The organism is uncultured Ruegeria sp., from assembly GCF_947504215.1.
Classification (GTDB): Bacteria; Pseudomonadota; Alphaproteobacteria; order Rhodobacterales; family Rhodobacteraceae; genus Ruegeria.
Genome location: NZ_CANNGO010000011.1, coordinates 43,274 through 63,517 on the forward strand (window position 1 = coordinate 43,274; position 20,244 = coordinate 63,517).

The 20,244-nt window shown below is 57.0% G+C and carries 15 protein-coding genes; 5 read left to right on the plus strand and 10 right to left on the minus strand.

Annotation, left to right across the window (positions count from 1 at the left end):
- From Q1B21_RS17155 to Q1B21_RS17165, 3 genes are read left to right on the plus strand one after another with little or no spacing between them, the layout of a single operon-like run.
- The gene (locus Q1B21_RS17155; RefSeq protein WP_299891323.1) at positions 1-2,973 is read left to right on the plus strand and encodes an NHLP bacteriocin export ABC transporter permease/ATPase subunit; all 2,973 of its coding nucleotides are present in this window, start codon (positions 1-3) and stop codon (positions 2,971-2,973) included.
- On the plus strand, positions 2,970-3,902 hold the full coding sequence (locus Q1B21_RS17160) for a peptidoglycan DD-metalloendopeptidase family protein (protein ID WP_299891326.1): 933 nt from the start codon (positions 2,970-2,972) through the stop codon (positions 3,900-3,902). The genes Q1B21_RS17155 and Q1B21_RS17160 overlap by 4 nt, the downstream gene beginning before the upstream one ends.
- Positions 3,903-3,909: 7 nt before the next feature.
- Positions 3,910-5,115 carry a hypothetical protein gene (locus Q1B21_RS17165; RefSeq protein WP_299891329.1) on the plus strand — a complete coding sequence of 402 codons (1,206 nt, stop codon included), beginning with the start codon at positions 3,910-3,912 and terminating at the stop codon, positions 5,113-5,115.
- Positions 5,116-5,178: 63 nt separating this feature from the next.
- On the opposite strand, the gene Q1B21_RS17170 is transcribed toward Q1B21_RS17165, so the two are convergent.
- The 10 genes from Q1B21_RS17170 to Q1B21_RS17215 form a co-directional block, all read right to left on the minus strand.
- Positions 5,179-6,798: a hypothetical protein gene (locus Q1B21_RS17170; RefSeq protein WP_299891332.1), complete on the minus strand. Its 1,620-nt coding sequence runs from the start codon at positions 6,796-6,798 to the stop codon at positions 5,179-5,181.
- Between the two features lie 62 nt (positions 6,799-6,860).
- A complete protein-coding gene (locus Q1B21_RS17175) occupies positions 6,861-8,090 on the minus strand; it encodes a YcaO-like family protein (protein ID WP_299891335.1) in 1,230 nt (409 codons plus the stop codon).
- Positions 8,087-9,382, minus strand: coding sequence for a TfuA-like protein (locus tag Q1B21_RS17180; RefSeq protein ID WP_299891338.1), 1,296 nt, complete (start codon positions 9,380-9,382; stop codon positions 8,087-8,089). Before Q1B21_RS17180 ends, Q1B21_RS17175 begins: the two co-directional genes overlap by 4 nt.
- Positions 9,383-9,385: 3 nt before the next feature.
- Complete coding sequence (locus Q1B21_RS17185) at positions 9,386-11,200, minus strand: sulfotransferase (protein WP_299891341.1); 1,815 nt, start codon at positions 11,198-11,200, stop codon at positions 9,386-9,388.
- A gap of 25 nt (positions 11,201-11,225) precedes the next feature.
- Positions 11,226-13,076, minus strand: a complete 1,851-nt coding sequence (locus tag Q1B21_RS17190; RefSeq protein ID WP_299891344.1) for a PP2C family protein-serine/threonine phosphatase — start codon at positions 13,074-13,076, stop codon at positions 11,226-11,228.
- Complete coding sequence (locus tag Q1B21_RS17195) at positions 13,073-13,852, minus strand: hypothetical protein (protein ID WP_299891347.1); 780 nt, start codon at positions 13,850-13,852, stop codon at positions 13,073-13,075. The genes Q1B21_RS17190 and Q1B21_RS17195 overlap by 4 nt, the downstream gene beginning before the upstream one ends.
- On the minus strand, positions 13,849-14,931 hold the full coding sequence (locus Q1B21_RS17200; protein WP_299891350.1) for an ABC transporter substrate-binding protein: 1,083 nt from the start codon (positions 14,929-14,931) through the stop codon (positions 13,849-13,851). Before Q1B21_RS17200 ends, Q1B21_RS17195 begins: the two co-directional genes overlap by 4 nt.
- 43 nt (positions 14,932-14,974) lie before the next feature.
- Positions 14,975-17,200, minus strand: a complete 2,226-nt coding sequence (locus Q1B21_RS17205) for an MFS transporter (RefSeq protein ID WP_299891353.1) — start codon at positions 17,198-17,200, stop codon at positions 14,975-14,977.
- Between the two features lie 8 nt (positions 17,201-17,208).
- Positions 17,209-17,976 carry a hypothetical protein gene (locus Q1B21_RS17210; protein WP_299891356.1) on the minus strand — a complete coding sequence of 256 codons (768 nt, stop codon included), beginning with the start codon at positions 17,974-17,976 and terminating at the stop codon, positions 17,209-17,211.
- A 13-nt stretch (positions 17,977-17,989) separates the two neighbouring features.
- Positions 17,990-18,415: an ATP-binding protein gene (locus Q1B21_RS17215; RefSeq protein WP_299083829.1), complete on the minus strand. Its 426-nt coding sequence runs from the start codon at positions 18,413-18,415 to the stop codon at positions 17,990-17,992.
- Between the two features lie 260 nt (positions 18,416-18,675).
- On the opposite strand from Q1B21_RS17215, the gene Q1B21_RS17220 reads away from it, so the two are divergent.
- Entirely contained in the window at positions 18,676-19,635 is a 960-nt protein-coding gene (locus Q1B21_RS17220; protein ID WP_299891360.1) for a pyridoxal-phosphate dependent enzyme, read from the plus strand.
- Positions 19,636-19,900: 265 nt separating this feature from the next.
- Positions 19,901-20,230, plus strand: coding sequence for a Nif11-like leader peptide family RiPP precursor (locus Q1B21_RS17225; protein WP_298934716.1), 330 nt, complete (start codon positions 19,901-19,903; stop codon positions 20,228-20,230).
- Positions 20,231-20,244: the final 14 nt, after the last annotated feature.

Sequence of the window (20,244 nt, forward strand, 5' to 3'; positions counted from 1 at the left end):
ATGACACAAACGGACATGGCCCAGACCGAAACTCATGACGCCTTTGACGCCGAGCTGCTGGGAAAGATCACCGGCACGCGTATGGCGGTGGGCGGGCACCGCCCCTTCCTGATCGAAGACACGTCCAAAATTTGGCTCGTCCTGGTGGGATATATCGACGTCTACGCCATCGAGATGTCGGGAGATCAGGTGGTTTCGACCGGGCGGCACGTCATGCATGTCGGCCCCGGTGCAGTACTGTTTGGTGTGCCCAGCCTTGATCTGCCCAATGGCAATCGGCTGGCGCTGCGGGCCGTGGCAGCCATGGGTACGCAGCTTTACGAAGGCGACGCCGCAGATGTTCAGGGCGACGATTTCGACATTATCGTTGTGGACTGGATCGACACTTGGGTCGGGCTGTTGTCGCGCTCGATAGTCCAGAACCGAATTCCGCGCAACGCGCTCGTGCTTGAAGCGGAACCCGCTCAGGCGTTCTCAGCAGGCACGGATGCCTGCGCGCAGTTTCAAGATGTGGTCTGGGGCACGCTGGATGACGGCGAAGCCAAGTTTCTGGATCGCGGCGAGTGCCAATTGCAGCAAGGCGGTGTAGCGGTTCCGATAACGGATCAGAGCTGGATCAGTTTTGGAACCGACTGCACGATCAGTTGCGCCTACACGCCAACGCTTCTGTTCTTGGGCGGTCTCTGGGAAGCTATGGACAATTTCCATCGCTACTTCCTTCCGATCATCCAGGAAGAGATCGATCTGACGCGCGCAGAGGCGACCGAAATACGCGCGGCACGGTTCGGACAGCGACAAGTTCGTTTTACAGGAGCCTTGGCCACGCTGGGCAGCGTATTGCGCCCAGACTTGGAGAACTTGGCCGAGGCCGGCGGAGACACCGACACGGGCGAAGACCTGCTTTTCACCGCATTTTCACATGTTGTGCGCAGCCAGGGCTCTGCGGCGAAGAAATCAAAGCACGGCACACACCGAAAATGGGTTGACCAACTCAAGGAGTATGCGCGCGCGTCGGGGCTGCGCATGCGGCGCGTCGCACTGCGTGATAATTGGTATCGTTCGGATGTCGGTGCGCTTGTCGGGTATTTGGACGAGGATGAAACACAGCCCGTCGCTCTAATGCCAAGCTCTGCCTCTGGCGACTATGTCATGATAGATCCGGCGTCGGGGACACGCACCAAACTGACCCGGCGAAATGCAAGCGAACTAAATGCTTTTGCCTACATGTTCTATGTGCCCTTCCCATTGAAGGGGTTGGACGTAAAAGAAGTTCTCTCTTTTGGTTTGCGCGGCATGCAGCGTGAATTGTGGTTGGTGTTGTGCTTGGGATTGCTGTCCGGCTTGCTTGGCCTCGCCGTACCGGTTTCAATTGGCTATCTGTTCTCCGACGTGGTGCCGCGCGCCGACCTGAACACGTTCACAGCGGTCATCGGGGCTTTGATCCTGACTGCTCTGGGCGTCTTCATCTTTGACATAACCCGCGGCTTCACCGTTTTGCGCGTGACCGGAAAAATGGACGGGCGCATTCAATCCGCTGTCTGGGACAGGCTGCTTGCGCTGCCTTTAGGATTTTTCAGAGATTACACTTCGGGTGATCTGGCTGACCGGGCCAACAGCATCAACTCAATCCGCGAAGTCCTGACGGGCGCCACGTTGCAGTCCGTATTTTCGCTTATTTTCTCACTCTTTTCCTTCGCGCTGCTGTTCTACTACTCGTGGGAACTTGCATTGGTCGCTACCGGGCTGATCCTGATCGTCATTCTCGTGACCACATTTTTCACCTGGGCGATGATTCCGCACAAACAGGCTGCGTTGGAAACGATGGGCAAGATCGAAGGCCAGGTGTTCCAGTTTCTTGCAGGAATCGCCAAGCTCAGAAGTTCAAATAGTGAAAGCCGCGCCTTTGCGCGTTGGGCAAAGCTCTATCAGAAAACCAAAAGCCACACCTATGCCGCGTCCCGTTTGAATGCCGGTCAAGAGGTGTTCAACGCGATGTTTCCAGTGGCTGCCTCAATCACCGTGTTTGCTTATGTCTACTACCAACTGAACGATTCCAGCATTGACGGTCCTGGCTTCACCATTGGTGATTTTCTCTCCTTCAACGCAGCACTGGGTCAGTTCAACGCTTCAGTTATGGCTTTCGCCGCCGCTGCTTCGCAGATCATCGAAATTGTTCCGCTCTATCGTCGCGCAGACCCGATACTCAAGGCGGTGCCCGAGATACGCAGCGATGCCCTCGACCCGGGAGAACTGACAGGTCAGATCGAATTGTCCAACGTAACCTTCCGCTATGACCCGGAAGGTCCTCCAGTCCTTGACAACGTCTCAATCAAAATCCGCCCCGGGGAATTTGTGGCATTTGTCGGCGCATCCGGGTCCGGAAAATCCACGATCCTGCGCTTGATCCTTGGCTTCGAACAAGCCGAAGCGGGCGGCGTCTATTTTGACGGGCAGGATTTGCATGGGCTGAATCTTGGTGCCGTGCGCCGCCAGATTGGGGTCGTTCTGCAGGGCAGCCGTCTCACGTCAGGCACGATTTTCGAGAATATTGTAGGCTCTACGCGGCTGACACAGGACGATGCGATGGAAGCGGCAATTGCCGCCGGGCTCGAAGATGATATCGAAGCCATGCCAATGAAACTTCATACCGTGGTTTCTGAAGGCGCAGGCACTTTTTCGGGCGGACAGAAACAGCGGTTGATGATCGCACGCGCGATGGCGCAAAAACCACGCATCTTGATTCTGGATGAAGCCACAAGCGCGCTGGACAACAAGACCCAGTCAATCGTGAACGCGAGCCTCGACAAACAGAACCTGACCCGGATCGTCGTGGCACATCGCTTGACGACCATTGTAAATGCCGACCGGATCATCATGCTGGAGGGCGGCAAGATTATCGAAGAAGGGCGCTACAGCGAATTGATGTCCCGCGATGGATCGTTTGCAGCGCTGGCGCGGAGGCAGCTTCTATGATCGACAGCCAATGGCTGGCCGTGATCCTGACCTTCGGCCTTCCGCTTCTGTTTGCAATCGATCTTACCCTGAGGCGACCGCGAAACTGGGCGGATTGGCTTTTTCGCTCGGCACTGTTGTTGAGCTTTTCGACCTTTTTGTTTCTCGGTGGCGTCGTTTGGTTGGCCATCGGATCGCAATGGCGATGGGTCCTGATTGTTCTGGCGATTGCCTCAACGATTTGGTCATGTCCGGTCCGTCAATCCGCTGAAACACAGTATGTCCCGAACAGATGGGGCGGATGGGTTTCACTGATCGCATTTGCTTTGCCAACAGCCCTGTTCCTGTCCAATCTTCTACAAATCCTGACAGCAGGAAATGTGCCCAACGATGCCGTCGATCTGGCCCTGCCGCTAAGTGGTGACCGCGTTGCTGTTATGCAGGGCGGTCAATCGATCATCGTGAACCACCATTTCACCACGCCGAGCCAGAAATATGCCGTGGATTTGATAGCACTCTGGCCCGATGGGCGGCGTGCCAAGTCCCTTTCCTCTTCAGATCCAGAGGATTACGCGATCTTTGGCATGCCGGTGATTGCGCCTTGTGAGGGAGATGTTCTTGCAACGCGCGACGACCAGCCCGAAACACCTATCGGAGGCGCGAATCTGCAGGCACCGGCCGGAAACTTTGCTCTACTCACCTGTGACGGCATCACCGTCCTACTGGCCCATCTCCAGCCAGGCAGCCTGACTGTCGACGCGGGCACCCGTGTCGGTACGGGACAGGAATTGGGACGCGTCGGGAATTCGGGAAATTCGACGGAACCGCATTTGCATATCCATGCTGTGGAAGGCCAGGTGGACGATATCACTGCGGCGATCTCGACCGCGACCGCAGTCCCGATTACATTCGACGGGCTTTTCCTGACCCGAAACATGGTTTTGAGGTAGCAGGGACATGACCACCCCTTCCAACTCTGCCGCGTCATCCAAGATAGAGGACGATGTTCTAGCCACGCCCGCCGCCAAAAGGTCTCTGGCTCCACACTGCCAGAGTATCGGTGATGTACTGCGATTGGTCGAACCGCGTATTCGTCCCGAGCTCGTCGATACAACCGGCATGACGCGGCTTTATCACGTGGCTGATCAACTGCCAGCAGAGATGGCGCCGTTTTGGGGTCTTGAACTCCGATTGGGCGATCCTGCTGCACGCGCAGACATTCTTTGGGAAGTCGCTCAGGGCAACGGATCGATCAGCGCGCTTGCCGGAGACCATGTGTCGGGGCGTCCATCCTCGTCGTCCGCTCCTGTTTTGAAGCGGTCTGCATTCTGGGATGATCTATCAGCCTTTGCGCTGGACTGGCGCGACGGGACGCAGTGGAAACCAATGCTTGGCAATGTCTGGCTTGAAGTCGACAGCGCAAGCGCCGAAGGACACCAGTTGGAAAGCTGCCTTGACCAACCCTGTATGTTTTGGGGCCCAAACAGACAATCCAACGGTACCGACCGCGCCCTTCTCACCGCGCTGCCTGAGCTTGGGCGCCGCTTCTTCCAACTGGACATCGACAGCGGCCAATTGGCGAAATTTGCCGATGCGCTTCCTGAAGGCGCCACTGTCTTTCAGATGGGTGTGATGGGGGCCCGAGACGTCGTTGTCACCCGTCTATGCTTGACCAACCTGGATTGCGACGCTGCGATCGCTTGGCTTGACCAGATCGGCTGGCCCGGAGACTTAGGAACAGTTGAGACCGTATGGCGAAAGTACGTTGACCGATTGGGCGAGCCTGCTCTCAATATCGACCTGATGCCGGATGGTGTCGGACCCAAGCTGGGCATCGAACTATATGCGAAGGAAAACACCTTCTCAACGCGACCATGGGAATCCGCGTTAAACCAGATTCTATCAGCGGGTCTGGCGCGCCCCGAGAAGATCAGCGCGCTGCGGGATTTGCCGTTTATGGAACACTATGCTTTGCCGACATGGTCCCCTGACGGCCCGCAAGTGATTTATCCCGCGCTCTCGTGCAACCTGCACCACCTCAAACTGGTTATCGTCGGAGCCGAAGTCACCGAGGCCAAAGCATATATCGGTGTGTTGCGTCCGCCCTTCAATCAATCGCCGACCAAAGGCGGCGAGGCCGAAGGTGGCGGTGGTTGGCGTTAGTCGACTTGCAAAGAACCAGCGGCCGAAAGGGCCGCCGGATCAACCTTTGACTTAATCACCAAACTACGCGATCTCGACGTCCCGCAGCGCTGGATTTTCCGCTTCCTTCCTGGCGCGGTAGTCCTGCGTGATCGCCATCTCGCAGAGATACCCATTGGAAAACAGATTATCGAGCATCGCTATGGCTGCCATCGGACCGATTTCCGGATGGTCGGACAGATGATCAAATACTTCGCCATAGGTCAGCGTGCCCTCGGAAATCAGCGCGCCAGTGACCAGATGCAATGTTCCACGCCGGAAATCGCGCCGCGTGGTCGGGGATATCAGGGTGAAGCCATCCTCCTGCTCGACAAACTTCAGATCGTCGCGCCACTTCATGGGCATCTGCTGATAGGGCTCGGTTACCATTGATCTGGCCACAATTTTCTCAAGCACCCGCTTGAAGTCCTCACCGTCCTCAAATGTCGCCCTGTCGAACACGCGATAGCCATAGCGGTTTTCCAGCGTCGTGTAGCAGGGGCTGATCAATTGAACGGACCGGTTGACCATGTTGACCAGCAAACCAGAGACGCACGCGATCGATCCTTGGGGCACGTCGAATCCGTCGGGCGGATTGTCCGTGTCGATATTGCGCAAATCATCCGACTCAACCAGCTGCTTCAGCATGCGCTCGCGACCGCCGGGCACCTTCGCCCGGAATACTTCGGCATCCGCCTGTTGCATCAGAAGGATCGTGTCGCGCATTTCCGAAGGCGTAAACGTTTTGTGCAACCGCCGCATGATGTTGCGTGACAGAACGCTGATACGGGGCCACGGCGCTGGAACTTTGCTATAAAATCCAATCAACTCGCCGACCCAGTCCTCCTTGGCACGCGCTGTCGCGGTGCACAAAGACGCACCTGTAATCGATTGCCAGATCTCCAACAGTTTCACGTAATGCGGATTGTCATGAGGTTCCGTGCTCCAGTAGAGCATGCCATGTGCGGCTGGCCACCCAAGCACATCAGCCATACCTTGCGCGACCCCTGCTACCATCGCTTGGTTTTCCGGTACGGAAACGTCATAGACCGTTTGCAGCTTCGGCGCATCGAAAGCACAGAAATGGCAGCCGACAGAACAACCAACGGCCATCTCGACGGCATGACAGGGGTGATCGATATCCCAGCCATAGCTTCCAAGCTCATTTCGTGTGGTTGCGATGCGTCGTGCGCGCCAGACCGTGTATTCATCGCTCACTGACCGGGTGGACAGCACCATTTTCTTCTGAACAAAGCCGGTCTTTTCGCGCCGAAACCGCCACAGAAACCATGTGCGCAAACGCGGATAACGTGCCAAAGTCTCGTGAATTTCGCTCGGCAGTTCTTCGAAACTGTCCGCCGAAAACCCGTGGTGGCTAAACTCGGCGTTGAAGCTCGGCTGCTCCCAAAGCAAGGCAAGCTCTTCGGGTTCGAACGTCACCCCGATGTCTTTCAGCATCTTACGCTGGTCGTCAGAAAAATTACCGCTGTCATCCAGTGCTTTGCGGAAGTCACGATCGCCTTCATAACACTCGATGAAGCGCTTCACCTGGCAGAGACTTTCCATCTCTTCAGGTGAAAAATCGCTAAGCGTGTCGACATAACGGTTACGGTCGCGCATTTCTACGTTGGATTCTCCCCGTCCGGTCTCGATCATACTGGTCACGATATCGCTCCTCCAAAAACCGCGTTTCAGTCATAGTTTCGCACTATTCCACGCGACACAACCTAAAATAGTGCTTTGTCGAACTTGAGCTTGGGGGCCAAGATCCGAGCAGCAAAGAAACTATGCATCGGATCGCTGAGATCGAACCCGAATACCGGGCCACGGTCATTCTTCTCAAGCGCATCTACAATCCTTCTGATCGCGATGTCAGGCCCCTGCCCCGGATCCAGGTATGGGGCATTGGAAATGGTGGACCAGGAGGTATCGGATTTCAGGTTCCGAAAAAACGCGAAGACCGGGCTCGCTGCAGGACCTTCGACCGCGTGGACGGGTTTGCGCAAAATGTCATCTCGGGCGCCGTGGATCATACCAAGTCTGGACTGGGTGGCTTCGGTGATGGCACGGTGAAGCGCAATCTGCGGCTGTGCATGGCATCCCCACCCGACATTACAACTCGACCGAGCAGAACCAGAGCCTTGATCCAACAAGACAGCCCAAATGACCGGCAGATTAACTGCGCCTGGAAGCGCGAACAATCGCATCTCGGAACCCGTGTCGTGACAGCGATCAAGGATCAATCGCGCAACCGGGTCATCGACGCTATCAGGGTCGATGATCTGTGCTCTCTGCCGTAGCAACAGCTTTCCATTCTGTCGAACGGCACACATCGCGTCGCGCTCGATTACTTCGTAAAGCCCGTGTAGATAGGCCTCCGCCAACGAATTCCCAGAGGCGAGGCCGTTCGAACTGGTTTCGTAGTAACCGGGCCTGCGTAGAAAATAGACGGCGCTGGAGGGTGCAAAACACGGGTCGCTATTGCTCAGGTTTACACCCAAGGTCCATTCGCCCGTGAACTCATCATGATAGTATCTCTGCAACATGCCCGGCAACTCATGCGGGCGCAGGATGCGGTTGGCACCCCCACCCCGCTCGTTCGGAAGAGATTGGCTCGAGGCTCGCCAAATCTGGCTGGGCAAAGGGTGTTCGGCCCGGTGCAACTCGCAGGCCTCCATTGCGGCGGACACGCGCGCGGTGGCGTCGGACAGTCCCTTGCCATTGGATACCTGAAGCACCAAGCCACCTGGGCGTACGGCGACCCAAGACGGAACACCAAGAACATCCAACGGCGTAATGGAAGCCACGCGAGTCACACCGCATGACTTCAGATCTGGTTGGATCCGGGTCCAGGTTTCTTCCGCCGAATACTTGCGCATCTGGCCCATCTGGCTTGACTGCTTCGACAGTCCTTGCGCGAATTTCAATCCGCTCAGATCATGCGTGCCGGTGGTCATGATCCGGCGCGCGCGAACAGCTGATTTTCAGCGATTGACGTATCAAGCAAGGCGACGTCCTCATGCCAGTCCACAGCCCCGAAAAACAACGGACCCTGTTGAACGAGCCAAACGGCAGTCGCGTGTACCTCATTCGCCGTGTCGCCCGGCGGGACCACGCCAGAGCGCGCGGCCCAATCAAGCAAAACTGCCATCTCGGGAGGCACTTCCGGACCGAACTGACATATCAAGTTCAGATCTGAAAGGGGTCGTCGCGCGATCCAATCGCTTGTGGCCGAGCCCTGAAAAACGGATGGCATCTCCTCGGGCCGCAGCCCATGCAATGCAAGCCAGCTTTCTTGAGTTTGCCCCCCAGCTTTCGCATATTCGCTTACGGCCTGACCCGCAAACCGAGAAACCTCTGCCTCGTTTGGACCTTGCCCTGTCAATGCACACCAATCTTGAAGAAACCAATGACGTCGGCTTAGTCGCCACGCGTCCGACAAGGCTCCGGGCGGTTCGGCGCGGGCCTGCAACTGCGCGCGCAAGGAGAGCGGTCGGCCATCTGCCCCATTCACAAGGCGCGATAGCCGCGGTTCAACATCAAGCGGCGCTGGGTCGGGGATCATCCACAGGTCCGTCTTGTTGACGCCGGCAGGCCCGCTATCGGCCAATAGTGTCAACGCAGCCCTTGCATCCAAGGTTTTCAATCGGGTCCGTCCCGCAAGTGACTGCCTCAGCTCTGCGCCGTTTAACCCCAACCGGTCCGCTGCGGCAACGATCCGTTCTACTGTGCGATTCACATGCCCCCAAGACTTAACTTGCGCGATCAAATCTCTAGCCTGAGGTTCATTTCCGAATATCTCTCCTAATACCCAACGCAGATCAACCAAAGGAACGGAAAGCTCAACATACCCCATCTCAGCTGGACCGTGGCTTAACGCCACTTCGTCATCACCTTCGATCTCGCCGCTGTCGAACAGTCGAAAGACCTCTCCCAATCCGACCATGCCATATGGAGCCAGTTCTAACGCCCGCAACGCTCCCATGCTTGATGCCCCAAATATCTCGATACCGGCGTGAAGCGCCGAGAGAATTTCTCGCTGCCAGATCGGTGTCTGCGCGTGAAAGAATCCATCGATGATCAATACCCGGGCGGGCGGGCATGCCAGAACGGCGTAAAGATCGCCGAATTTGATCGGTGGTCGAATAACCGCTTCGGGATGCAGCGCAACCGCCTCTGGCAAAGATAGGGATGGTCCCAGAAAGACGAGATCCCGACCCGAGAGCATCTGGTGTTGCGGCACTGTCATTTTCTAAACAGGCACCCGGTGCGCATCGGCTTCGGCGCTTGCGGCCGCATAGGCAGGGCCACAGATGTCGTGCGCCATCTGTTTCAATTCCGATCTGGATATTCCTTGCAGAATGTCAGGGCCGGGCGGGCTGATATTCGCATGGCTCTCTGTCGTGATGTGCTTTTCAGAGATGCCAGCCAAGCGCGCCAGATCTCCACGACGTTGTCCCAAATCTTGCGTATGCAAGACAAGCCGACGTTGGGGCGGTAGAACATCGAGTGTGCGTAACGTGGCATCAGCCCAATGACCAAGAAACCGTTCCGCAACCTTCGGCATGAAACGTTCACGTGCGTCTTCCGAGGCAATTTCCGCCCAATCAAAATGGCCGAACAGGAGTTGGCCATATGCCTGCATCCAGTCTGGCGGGGTGCGGCCTTTGGCTTGAAAGCCGTCATGCCAGCGCAGCAGCATTTTCAGATAGCTTTCGAACCACTCCGCGGGCGGCCTGATGGGCAAAACGAAGCCAGAGTCTGAGCACTGGGCCACCAACTCGGGTGCCGCGAGATGCAAGAAACTGGCAGCATCCATCTCCAACGCGCTTTCGCGATCGCGCTGTGCGAAAAATGCAGCCAGATCCGAACCTGACATCCGATTGGTCAGCGCTTCAATGGTTGCTTTCTCGGCATATTCATTTGCCGCACGCATGGGACGGAAGAGCGTATACAAAGACGTGGTGCCTGACCTGGGCAACCCCATGCACATCAAATGAAATCGGCGTTTCGGCCAATTCACAACCAATGGGGCCGAAACGGGTGCTGCATCGCAGTTTCGCAAGGCAGCCCGAATTGCGCCGGGCAGGATAATCGGGTCTGCAGTGTCTTCTTCAGCCCGTTGTGCGACATCTTCCGCAAACAGAAGGCCGCTCTGTTCTCTCAGGGCTTTCGCGACCGAAACCGCATCCAGCACCATCGCGTACCACAGACATGTTTGGTCGCGCCCGGCCAGTAGCGCCGGCACAAGCACTTCAAAAAACTGGTAGACGTGACCTTTGCACCAAGCCAATTTTGCACTGCGCCAGGCGGCTATCTCGCTATAGGCATCCAAAGTGGCAACCTGTTGAAGCCCGGGCATTGCCAGCAAAAACTCTTGTGCCTTGGCCTGAGACACTGACTGTATGATCGTACCAATTTCACTACATATCCGATAGGTCATGGCCGCCGCCAGGTCGGGCCGGATTTGCATGGCCAAGTGCGGGGACCACCCGGTGCCGAACGGCAGATCCGCTCCGTGACCATGCAGATAAACCAATACGGCATCCGCCGTTTTGAGTGCAGTCGAAACATCGCCTTTTGCCGCCTGAACGCGTAGCCAAAGGTGAAGTGTATGAATGCGCCCGATATGCATCAGGTCATAACCGAAATCCTGCTCTAGTCGCGTATCATCCGCCATGGCCCGTTCCAGCCGAGCCTCTGCAGACGTCAAATCACCGTGCCTGACGTCGTAGAAGGCCATGGCCTGCTCGATCCAGCTTTGCGAAAGGGCGTCCAACTCCGGATCCGCGGCGGCGAATGGCGCGGCTAAGCGCTGCGCCTTTGCAAACACCGCGCTGGCTGCGTCGGTTCCTTCGCTATGAAGCACCGATACTGCCTGTCGCACCGTGTCGCGCACTGTTTCATAGCTGGCCAATCTGTCCGCCGACAGTTTCTCTGCGATCTGGGCCTGCATCAAATCGGCAAAAAGCTGACCCTTGGGACCGGCCTCCATGGCGGGCGACAAACTCCATCCGACACGGGTTGCGCGGACAACATGTACCAGCCAGGTCGCAATGGTTTTCATGCCCACCTCCCGTCAACCTGCTTGTTCAATCCGCCTGCCCCGCGGCGCCGCCTTCCGATTGCGACGACGGACCCTTGAACTCTATCGACAGGCAAGTGATATCGTCACTGGTTTCAGCCCCTTCCGTAAAGGTCGAGACCGACTTCATGACCGCGTTAAGTTGGTCCGACGGCGTGGCCCCCATCAGCGGGCGCATAGCCTCTAGCAGACGCGCTTCGCCATACTCCTCAAGCTCGGCTGACATCGCCTCGGTCACGCCATCTGTGTAGCAAAACAGTGTCTCTCCCGGGTTAAGCACTCCGGTCTCTTCCTCGTAGTCGAAGTCTTCCCACACTGCCAATGCAGGCTGGCCCTGATCGAACTTCAGATAACGTGGTTCGGTCTCGGGACCGACGATGACCGGCGGATTATGCCCTGCGTTGCAGAAGACCATTGCGCCGGTATTCGGGTCGATTTCGACATAGAACAAGGTGACAAAGAGCATCGCATCATTGTCGACGCAAAGGTAGTTGTTCACCATCGTCACGCAGTCCGCAGGCCCCCGCGCCGATGCGGCAATCGCCCGCATGACAGTACGCGAGATTGCCATGAACAGGGCCGCCCCCATGCCTTTGTCGGAGACATCGGCGATCACGCATCCGATCTTGCCCGACGGCAAGTCGAACACATCGTAGAAGTCCCCTCCGACTTCGCGCATCGGCACCATATCCGCAGCGAAACTCATCTCTGCCAGTTCGGGAAAAGTTGTTGGAAGGCACTGCTGCTGAATGCGGGTCGCGACATCCAATTCGCGGTTGACCCGTTCCAATTCGCTCCGGGCTTCCATACTCTTCCGAAAAACTTCGAACGTACCGGCTAGCCTGCCGATTTCATCATCTGTCTTTGGTACGTTCACGGCCTGATCTGTCTTACCTTCCGACAAAGCGTCCAGCGACCGTATCACCGCATTCAAAGGAAAGAACGAATGCCTGAGCGACCAATTGATGAACGCAAGAAACAACGTGAGGCCACTGGCAAGTGCAAGTGCGGATATGGCGTTTCCGATCCGGGTTTCGTACAGCGCATCAGAGGCATCCTGAACACCCACCACGTGCAGCGGCGCGTCTAGAAACGCGCTTGGAACAGGCAAGCTGGCAATCTGAAGAAATCGCCCGTCATCTTCCAAAAGGGAAATGCCCCACCGGGTCGACTGCGCGCTGATTTTGGTTTGCTGCTCTTCCACCATGGCTGTGCCGCTGCTTTGCAAAACGTCTCCGTCCTGCGACAGAGTCAGAACCTGCGAACCGAACCCTTTGGCCAACTTGTCGGTTGTGCGTTGAAATGGGCTGATGACAATGGCCGCAGCCACCGGACGCGCCTGCACAAAAAGCGGGGCTGCAGCGACATGGACCAATGACCCGTCTGCCCCGAATGTCAGTCCCGTGGTGACGCGGCCCTGAGCCCGCAACAGATCGAGATGTTCGGCCGTCAAGATCGGTGCTTCGACCAGCGGATCGTCAGAGCCGCCAAGAAACTCGCCATCGAAGCTGACAAACTGCGCAGCGGTGGGGTCAAGCTCGGCTTGCAATTCCACGAGCTCAAGATCAATCAGGTCGGCATCACGGTCGCGCAATCCCTGAGCAAGCTCGCGGTTCTCCTGAAACCGGCGGGCATAGGCCTCTACACGCTGAAATTCGACGTCCTGTAAGCTCTCGAGATTGAGCTCCAGACTGGTCAGCAACGCATTTTCCAGCCGCGTTTGCATTTCCCGTTCGCGGTTGTGCATTTCGAATAGCAAAAGCGTCGTGAGAACCAGAAATACGACGCAAACGATAGTCGTGATCCGACTGCGCAAGCTGAGCCTTGCAAGTGCCGCGGTGTCGGAGCCGGATGTCATGGGGCTGCCTCCCTCCCCCGGTTTGCATAGACGAGTGAAAAATGGCCACCGATATCTCTCAGCGCGACGCCGACGCGGCCTGCCTGCAAGCACCGTTCATGTTCTTCTGCGTTTGCCAGAAGCGGCACAGTGACCGCATGTCGGTCGTCCTGATATGTCGGTTGACCAGGCAGAGCCCGAACTAGAACAAATCGCAACGCATCATATTTGCGGATCAATCGCTGAACTGTCAGGCCACATTGTAACAGGTTCGACAAAGAGAAACTGTTTTGCGGTGACGCCATGGATATTACGGTTTTGCGTCCCAATGTCCGCGCCCGTTCCATGCGATACCCCGTTAGATAGCGTTGCAGGCCAAGCCCGCGCCGATGCGGCAAGACACCTGTGCCGTCCAAATGCGCAACCAGGGCGAGGTGCGCCTCATCATCTATCCCCAGGTCACGGCCAAAATTTTCCGGGTCAGAAGCAGTTGGCAACCCGATGACGGTATATCCGGCCAGCTGGTATCTGAGCCCGGCGTTTTCCCAAAGGCCCCAAACCTCTCCGGCACTTGTCAGATGCTCAGCGAAGAACGCATCTTTTTCGCGTACGAATGGTGCGGGTTGCTGCGGGCTCTGCTGGTGCAGCTCAGCGTGCAAAGCCGTCAGCCTGTCCAAATCACCAATATCCATTTTGCGCAGCACCAGACCGTGTGGCAGGGTCCGAGGCCAAGCCCCATGCAAAGGCGCATAGCCCCCGTCCGCGTTGGCCGGTCCCTGGGACATGGTGGCCATCATTCGGTCTCTCCTTCGAGAATGCGGGCAAATTCCAAAATATCCAGTGGCGGGAATACACCGATGCGCAGCGCCACATTCATGCGCACGATATAGGTAAACCGTGCAAGAGTGCTGATCGGAATTGTCTCGGGGGCTTCTCCATCCAGAAGGATCCGCTCAATTAGCGATCCGTTGAGAAGCCCGAGATTGTAATATGGCGTAACCAGCCCAACCAATGCGTCCCCGTCGAGGATTTCGAGCTCGGTGCCGGTAAAGCTTGGGATACCATACGACAGGGCCTCGCCGATTATGGTTTCCTGGTTGGTTCCAACGAAGTTATCCGGCCCGATATACAGAAACTGTACGTCCTGTGCGGCCATCCGGGCAATCAGCTCTGGCAAGGTCGAAGGGTCAGGCTGGCCTTCGGAAACTTCCTCTTCGCCGCTGCCAGCCTCGGCTTCAGCGCCGGACTCGCCTAGGGATTCAGCTTGACGCTCTTTGAGGGGAACCCGGATAGCCACAAGCTCAATGTTGATGTCTTCCCTTTGCGTTAATTCGCCCAGCGCGCGCATGTTCAGGACCGAGTTGTCCTCTCGTGGATTGAAGATCATCCCAATCCGGTCCACGTCACGATAAGCGAGCATCGCCTTGAGTTGGGATTCCAATGGCACGGTATGCGAACTGCCTGTCAGGTTTCGCCCACTACCAGCAAAATCCGGCACGATTTTAGACTGAACCGGATAGGATACCATCGTGAAAAGAACCGGTGTTTGCGATGTCGGAAACGCGGCACCTTTTTCGTCATATGTGCCTACCGCAGCCAAGGTTGCAGATGTCCCCCACGTGTACAGCAGATCGGGCTCCAGCTCTTTCGCCTGCTCAACAAGCCGCACGAAACGCGAGCTGTCCCGATCCGCACTGAGGCAGGTAACATTGAATTTCAGATCACGACTATCAAAATAAGCCTGAACCCCTTGCTCGACGGTTGTGGGACCACGCCACAAAATCATCACGACATGGGGCACGCCATCGATATGCGGACGCTCGCAAAGGTTTTGCATCTGGTCTTGCGCCTGCAAACTTCCGGTACCGAACAGCATCGCCAACACCAGGGCACAGCAGTTCACAAGAGCAACGCGTATATCACACAGCCTCAACATCGTACCCCCTTGTGCCGCGCGTTTTCAGGTCATCATCCTCGGACCGCAAGCCCGAAACCAGGAAGAAGGCCGCAAAACCGGTACCCGTGACAACGGATAACCCGCCTAAAATTGCCGCCGCACCTGCCAGCCCCCAATATTGTGACAGAACACCAGCAAGCAGAGGCCCGATGACCGACCCGGCCCGTTCAGTCATGCGATAGATACCCAAGACCCGACCCGGCCCATACGTCTCGATCTCCTGTTTTGCCAGAATCGTAAACAAAGCCGATTGCGCCGAAATGCTCATGGCCTGTGCAACGCCAAGGATCAGAACCGACCACGCCACTGCCGAAACCGTGGCGCCATAGGCCAAAGGTACCAACCCCCATCCCGTCAGCAGGGCTCCGACGCTCACCATGAAAGCATGCAGCCCGAACCTGTCGCATAGCCGAGAGAACAGCGACAAAAGGATCAGCGCCGACGCCCCATACAACATCGTGATGCGACCGATTTCATTGCTCGTCGCCCCAATATCGGTCAGGAGCAGGGGGACTAGGAAGAACAAGAAGCCTGAAAGCAGAAGTTTGGCGGGCAAAGCTGCAAGCAAGGCAGCAACTACAAAGCGCGGCTGGCTCATGCACTCAAAGATAATTTTGGGTTCAAATCCAAAATGCGTTGACTTGTAAGACTGCGCTTCATCGTTGCGCCCGTCCAACAATCGCATCGCCAGCAGAATGCTGAGCACACCCAACGCCGCAGCGAGCAAAAGCGCCGGCTTAAAGCCGAACTGTTCTGCCAGAATGCCTCCAATCGCCGGCCCGCAGACATCTGCCGCCATGATGCCGCCCACGAACACAGACATGCCCCGTGTGCGGTTGGCTGTTGTGGTCTGATCTATCGCCTGTCCTTGACATGACAAGAAGCACAAAGCGTAGCCAACCCCTGAAACAGTACGGGCCAAAATCAGAACCTCGAGGCTCGGAGCAAAGGCGGTTGCCACAAGGCCGAGGCTGGCAAGTGCGGCCCCTATCATAAAGCCATTCCGGCGCCCGACCCGATCGGCCCAGCCAGCCGCAAGCGTTCCGACCACCGCGGCCCCCAACATAAAGGCCGATATCGGAACCGCTATCAGAATGGTGCTGTCAAACCCGTCGAAACCTTGTGCAGGCCCACTGCCCAGCACTTCCGAGATGAACTGTGGCAGAAACGGTCGCGTCAGCTCTTCAGTCATCACGAACAAGAACGCGGCACCGCGCACACCCGCCAGGTGGGCTGCCGTGCCAATTTTGTTGCGCCCGCCCTCTACAAACTCGCCAACGGCTCGAAGGCGGGTGCGCATCCGATCCGCATCAGCGGCGTCAGTAAGGCCGGTTTCAATGCGCGCCTTTGTATCCGCCATCCGAGTCGACAGCGTTTCCAAAAGAGCATTTCCTGCCCGTATCGCACGACGCATGGAAACCCCTCCCGCCGGTTTTTCCAACCGACGGAAATCTCTGCCCACAAGCGCATTGAGCAGCCTCGCCACCTGTGCCAACGGGCTGCTGATGCTGGCGGATGTCACAACCAGCAAAATCTCGACCGCCAACACGACAGCAACAAAGACCATGACCAAGATATCCGCCGCCGCATCTAGCAGCTGCTGCGCGACAAAGGTTTGGTCAATACGCGTGACGATCTGCCCGAACTCTGTTCCATCAGCGGTCAGCAACGGCAGGACGACAACGCCATCTCCGGTCGTATCACTCTGCGTTAGGCTTCCCGTTGTGGACATTCCCGGTGACAGCCAGCGCAGCAGTTCGCTTTGCATACCGGCAGGCAAAACCTGCAAACCACGGTCCCGCATACGATCAGGCTCCGCCTGCTCCGAACCGCTCGATGCTTCGGTATCAACCCCATCTTGGTTAGGATCCGATTGCGCCTGGCCCGAGGCATACATGGCCACGCCACGGGGAGACGTCAGAACGATGCTTGAAATGCCGTGGCTACCCTCCAGCGCACGATCAAGATACTCGTCCACCTGCGCCAACGCCTCATAGGGTATCCCCATCGCCACGGCGCTTTCGATTCTGTCACGCACGCGTTCGGTGACGACCAGCGCATTGGTCTCAAGAATGGGTCGCACATTGCGCTCAAGCAACCCGATCGAGCGAAGCCCCAAGGCGCTTACGGACACAACCAGACATAGAACCGCCGCCGACAGGATAAAAAGGGTAAAACGTCTGGACATTTGATCCATCAGGTCACCCCCTTGCCCGGCTCGGCTACCTGCGCCGGATAGGACAAACGCTGCAACTCTCCGTCCAGATCATCCAGCTCTGTTTGGCTGGTGCGATAGGCTTGCACGGCGCTTTGCGCCAATTGATCCAGTTGATCGCCATTTACCTCGGCCATCGTCTCGGACGACATGTCATTTTCCAACTGCATCGTCAGCCGGTCCAACCTTTGATCGATACGCCGCGCGGCCATCAGACTGGCTACTCCGATCACACCGACGCAGGCCGCAAGCAATGCGGCAGCTTCCAAGGCCAAAATGCGGGCGGACTCAGCAAGAATACCTTGTGCTCCCCTCGGGTCGTAGGAAACTTCCACACGCCCCACTTCGGCTCCGAATGAGTTGATGATCGGTTCGGATACCGTTGCGATATCTTCTGCCTGTGCGCCTTCTCGGTCTTCTGTTTGCGACTGCAACGCGAGGATTTCCTGACCATCCTCAGCAATGAGCCGAATGGCCAAAATCTCGGCGTCGGACTCAAGCTTGTCTTCAATCTGCGCCGATACATTGGATACGATCTCTTCGACCGCGAGGCCAAAATTCACCCCGGTCTCGATATTGGCACGCAGGTCCGTCGCGACAATTCTGTAGCGCCCGTCAACCGCCTGAGTGAGTGCGGTGGACAGCTTGGCTATCGTCAAGGCGACTGCCGCGGCCAGAGCAATAGCAAATGCCACCGCCAGATAGGCGATGAGCCTTGCTGCAAAGCTCCCAACCAGCACACGCATCATTGTCTTCGCCTTCCTAATCGCCTTCACGGCCCAACGTTTTGCGCAGACGCATCACATTCATATTGCCGGCTCTTTCATAGCTTACGTCGTCCATGACCTGACGAACGAAAAACACGCCTAGCCCGCCAACCTTGCGATGGTCAACATCCAGCGTCACGTCTGGCTCGACCACGTCCAACGGATTGAAAATCCGGCCATGATCTCTCAACTCACAAATGAGGTCTTCGTTCTGGCGTTGAAGGGCTACCTCAAGCTGTGACGTCTGCCCCGCGTCAAACCCATAGTTTATGGCGTTGGTGACCAATTCTTCCAACGCAAGCTTTACCTGAAATGCGTCGGCATCAGGCACATCCATCGCGGCAAGTGTCCGATCCAGTTGGTCCAGCAAGCCCGGCACAGCCGAAAGTGTGTTGGCGAGCTGGATTTCGGCTTTCAACATCTGAAATGTCACCTTCTGATCCATCGGCCAAACAGCGCGCATTATTCACAATTTTGTGCTTGCTTCTATTTTAGATTGTATAGCTTCCCCCAAATGACAGCTAGAAGAATTTTCAAACATCCCTCTAGGAGCGCTCAGTTGTGCAAATCGGTTCGTCAAAAGCCTACTCTCGGAACGCTCATTGGTCGCCCGCGCAGCCCGGAACGGTGTTCGCCGCGCAATCCGACAGAATCCTTTCGGCCATCGCAAAGCATCCAGCGATGACGCAAACCCCTCTAATCGCAGACGAGCACAACAGCGACGGGCATGTAACATGCTGGATCAAGAATGAAGGCAAACGCTTTGCGGATGAGGGCCTATCCTGCTTCAAGGCGCTCGGTGTTCTTGGGGTACTGGCCGCAAAGCCGGACCTGGCAAACGCGGACAGGTTCGTCTGCGCGTCCGATGGCAACCATGGTCGCGCTGTTGCATGGGCCGCGCAAGGTCTGGGCGTTGCCGCGACCGTGTTTATGCCTGCATCCGTGCCGCAAGAAAACTTTGATCGGATCACGCAGTTTGGCGCGCGGACTGTGGCGGTCGAAGGTGGTTATGACCGGGCGATTGCAGATGCCGCCGAAGACGCCCATCGCACGGGCGCTGTCGAATTTTCCGACACAGGCCGTCCGGGATGCGAGGAAATCCCCTATCTGACGCTCTTTGGCTATGGACGGATCGTAGACGAAATCCTCGACCAAATGCCATCACCACCGACACATGTCCTGGTACCAGCGGGTGTTGGTTCATTGGCGGCTGGCGTAGTGGCGCGGTTTGCCACCAGACTGGGTGCGGAGATGCCTCGCATTATCACCGCCGAACCGCTTCACGTAGCGCCTGTTGTCGCCAGTTTGGAGGCTGGGGATATTAGGAGCGTTCCCGAAGGAGCCACGACCTCGATGGCTTGTCTCGCGTGCGAGACACCGTCCAGCGTGGCTTGGGAAATCCTGCGTGACGGACTTTTTGGCGCCGTGGCCATTTCCGACCTCGTAGCTCTCAAAGCAATGAATGATCTTCAGTCTTCTCATGCCACATCCGCGGTTTTCACCCAACCATCCGGGGCGGCTGCCTTCGCAGGGTTGCAGGAAATCCTCTCAGATTCAGTTCTGCGTACCAACGCCGGACTCGATGGAGAGGCCAATGTGGTCTCTCTCGTGACCGAAGGACCGTCTCTGGTGTCCGGATAGGCGCAACCTTTGCTTAGGATCATTCGCGATTTTTCCTGGTTAGTCGAAACGGGTTTGCCACACCATGCAGACGGCGGCTGCGTTCACTGTGCGCCCGATGATCGGGCAAGAACATTCGGCTTTCAAATTACGACGCTTGATTTTTGATGGGTCCTCGGTACAATTTATTCGTGTGAAAAGAACAAGGCCATTTGGTTTAGTTGTGCGTCCGGTCACGGACCCGGTATTTATTTACTCGTGGCAAAACATGAGAAGGGACAATTCAATGAGTGTCGAAGACCTGAAGGAATATGCACGCCGGTGTGCAAGCGACCCCGATTTGCGGGCCAAGGCGAAAGAGATTGGCGCCACCGATCTGGACGGCCAGATTGCACATGCCGCATCCATGGGTCTGACTTGGACCAAGGAAGACATGGCCGCCTTCCAGGAAGAACTCCAAGCCGATGGCGAGCTTGGCGAAGATGATCTGGAAAAAGTTGCCGGTGGTGTTGTGACCACCACGGCCGCGGCTGCAGCAGCCGTTGTTGGCGCAGCGGCAGCCGTTGTTGGCACAGCCGCTGCAGTAACGTCGGCCTCGACCGGTAGCGGTTGGTAACCTGACAGACAGAC

Bases quoted from the DNA above. Each gene is read 5' to 3' on its own strand.
- Q1B21_RS17155 (WP_299891323.1), top strand. From the start codon at position 1: ATGACACAAACGGACATGGCCCAGACCGAAACTCATGACGCCTTTGAC.
- Q1B21_RS17160 (WP_299891326.1), top strand. From the start codon at position 2,970: ATGATCGACAGCCAATGGCTGGCCGTGATCCTGACCTTCGGCCTTCCG.
- Q1B21_RS17165 (WP_299891329.1), top strand. From the start codon at position 3,910: ATGACCACCCCTTCCAACTCTGCCGCGTCATCCAAGATAGAGGACGAT.
- Q1B21_RS17175 (WP_299891335.1), bottom strand. From the start codon at position 8,090: ATGACCACCGGCACGCATGATCTGAGCGGATTGAAATTCGCGCAAGGA.
- Q1B21_RS17180 (WP_299891338.1), bottom strand. From the start codon at position 9,382: ATGACAGTGCCGCAACACCAGATGCTCTCGGGTCGGGATCTCGTCTTT.
- Q1B21_RS17185 (WP_299891341.1), bottom strand. From the start codon at position 11,200: ATGAAAACCATTGCGACCTGGCTGGTACATGTTGTCCGCGCAACCCGT.
- Q1B21_RS17190 (WP_299891344.1), bottom strand. From the start codon at position 13,076: ATGACATCCGGCTCCGACACCGCGGCACTTGCAAGGCTCAGCTTGCGC.
- Q1B21_RS17195 (WP_299891347.1), bottom strand. From the start codon at position 13,852: ATGATGGCCACCATGTCCCAGGGACCGGCCAACGCGGACGGGGGCTAT.
- Q1B21_RS17200 (WP_299891350.1), bottom strand. From the start codon at position 14,931: ATGCTGTTCGGTACCGGAAGTTTGCAGGCGCAAGACCAGATGCAAAAC.
- Q1B21_RS17205 (WP_299891353.1), bottom strand. From the start codon at position 17,200: ATGTCCAGACGTTTTACCCTTTTTATCCTGTCGGCGGCGGTTCTATGT.
- Q1B21_RS17210 (WP_299891356.1), bottom strand. From the start codon at position 17,976: ATGATGCGTGTGCTGGTTGGGAGCTTTGCAGCAAGGCTCATCGCCTAT.
- Q1B21_RS17215 (WP_299083829.1), bottom strand. From the start codon at position 18,415: ATGTTGAAAGCCGAAATCCAGCTCGCCAACACACTTTCGGCTGTGCCG.
- Q1B21_RS17220 (WP_299891360.1), top strand. From the start codon at position 18,676: ATGACGCAAACCCCTCTAATCGCAGACGAGCACAACAGCGACGGGCAT.
- Q1B21_RS17225 (WP_298934716.1), top strand. From the start codon at position 19,901: ATGAGTGTCGAAGACCTGAAGGAATATGCACGCCGGTGTGCAAGCGAC.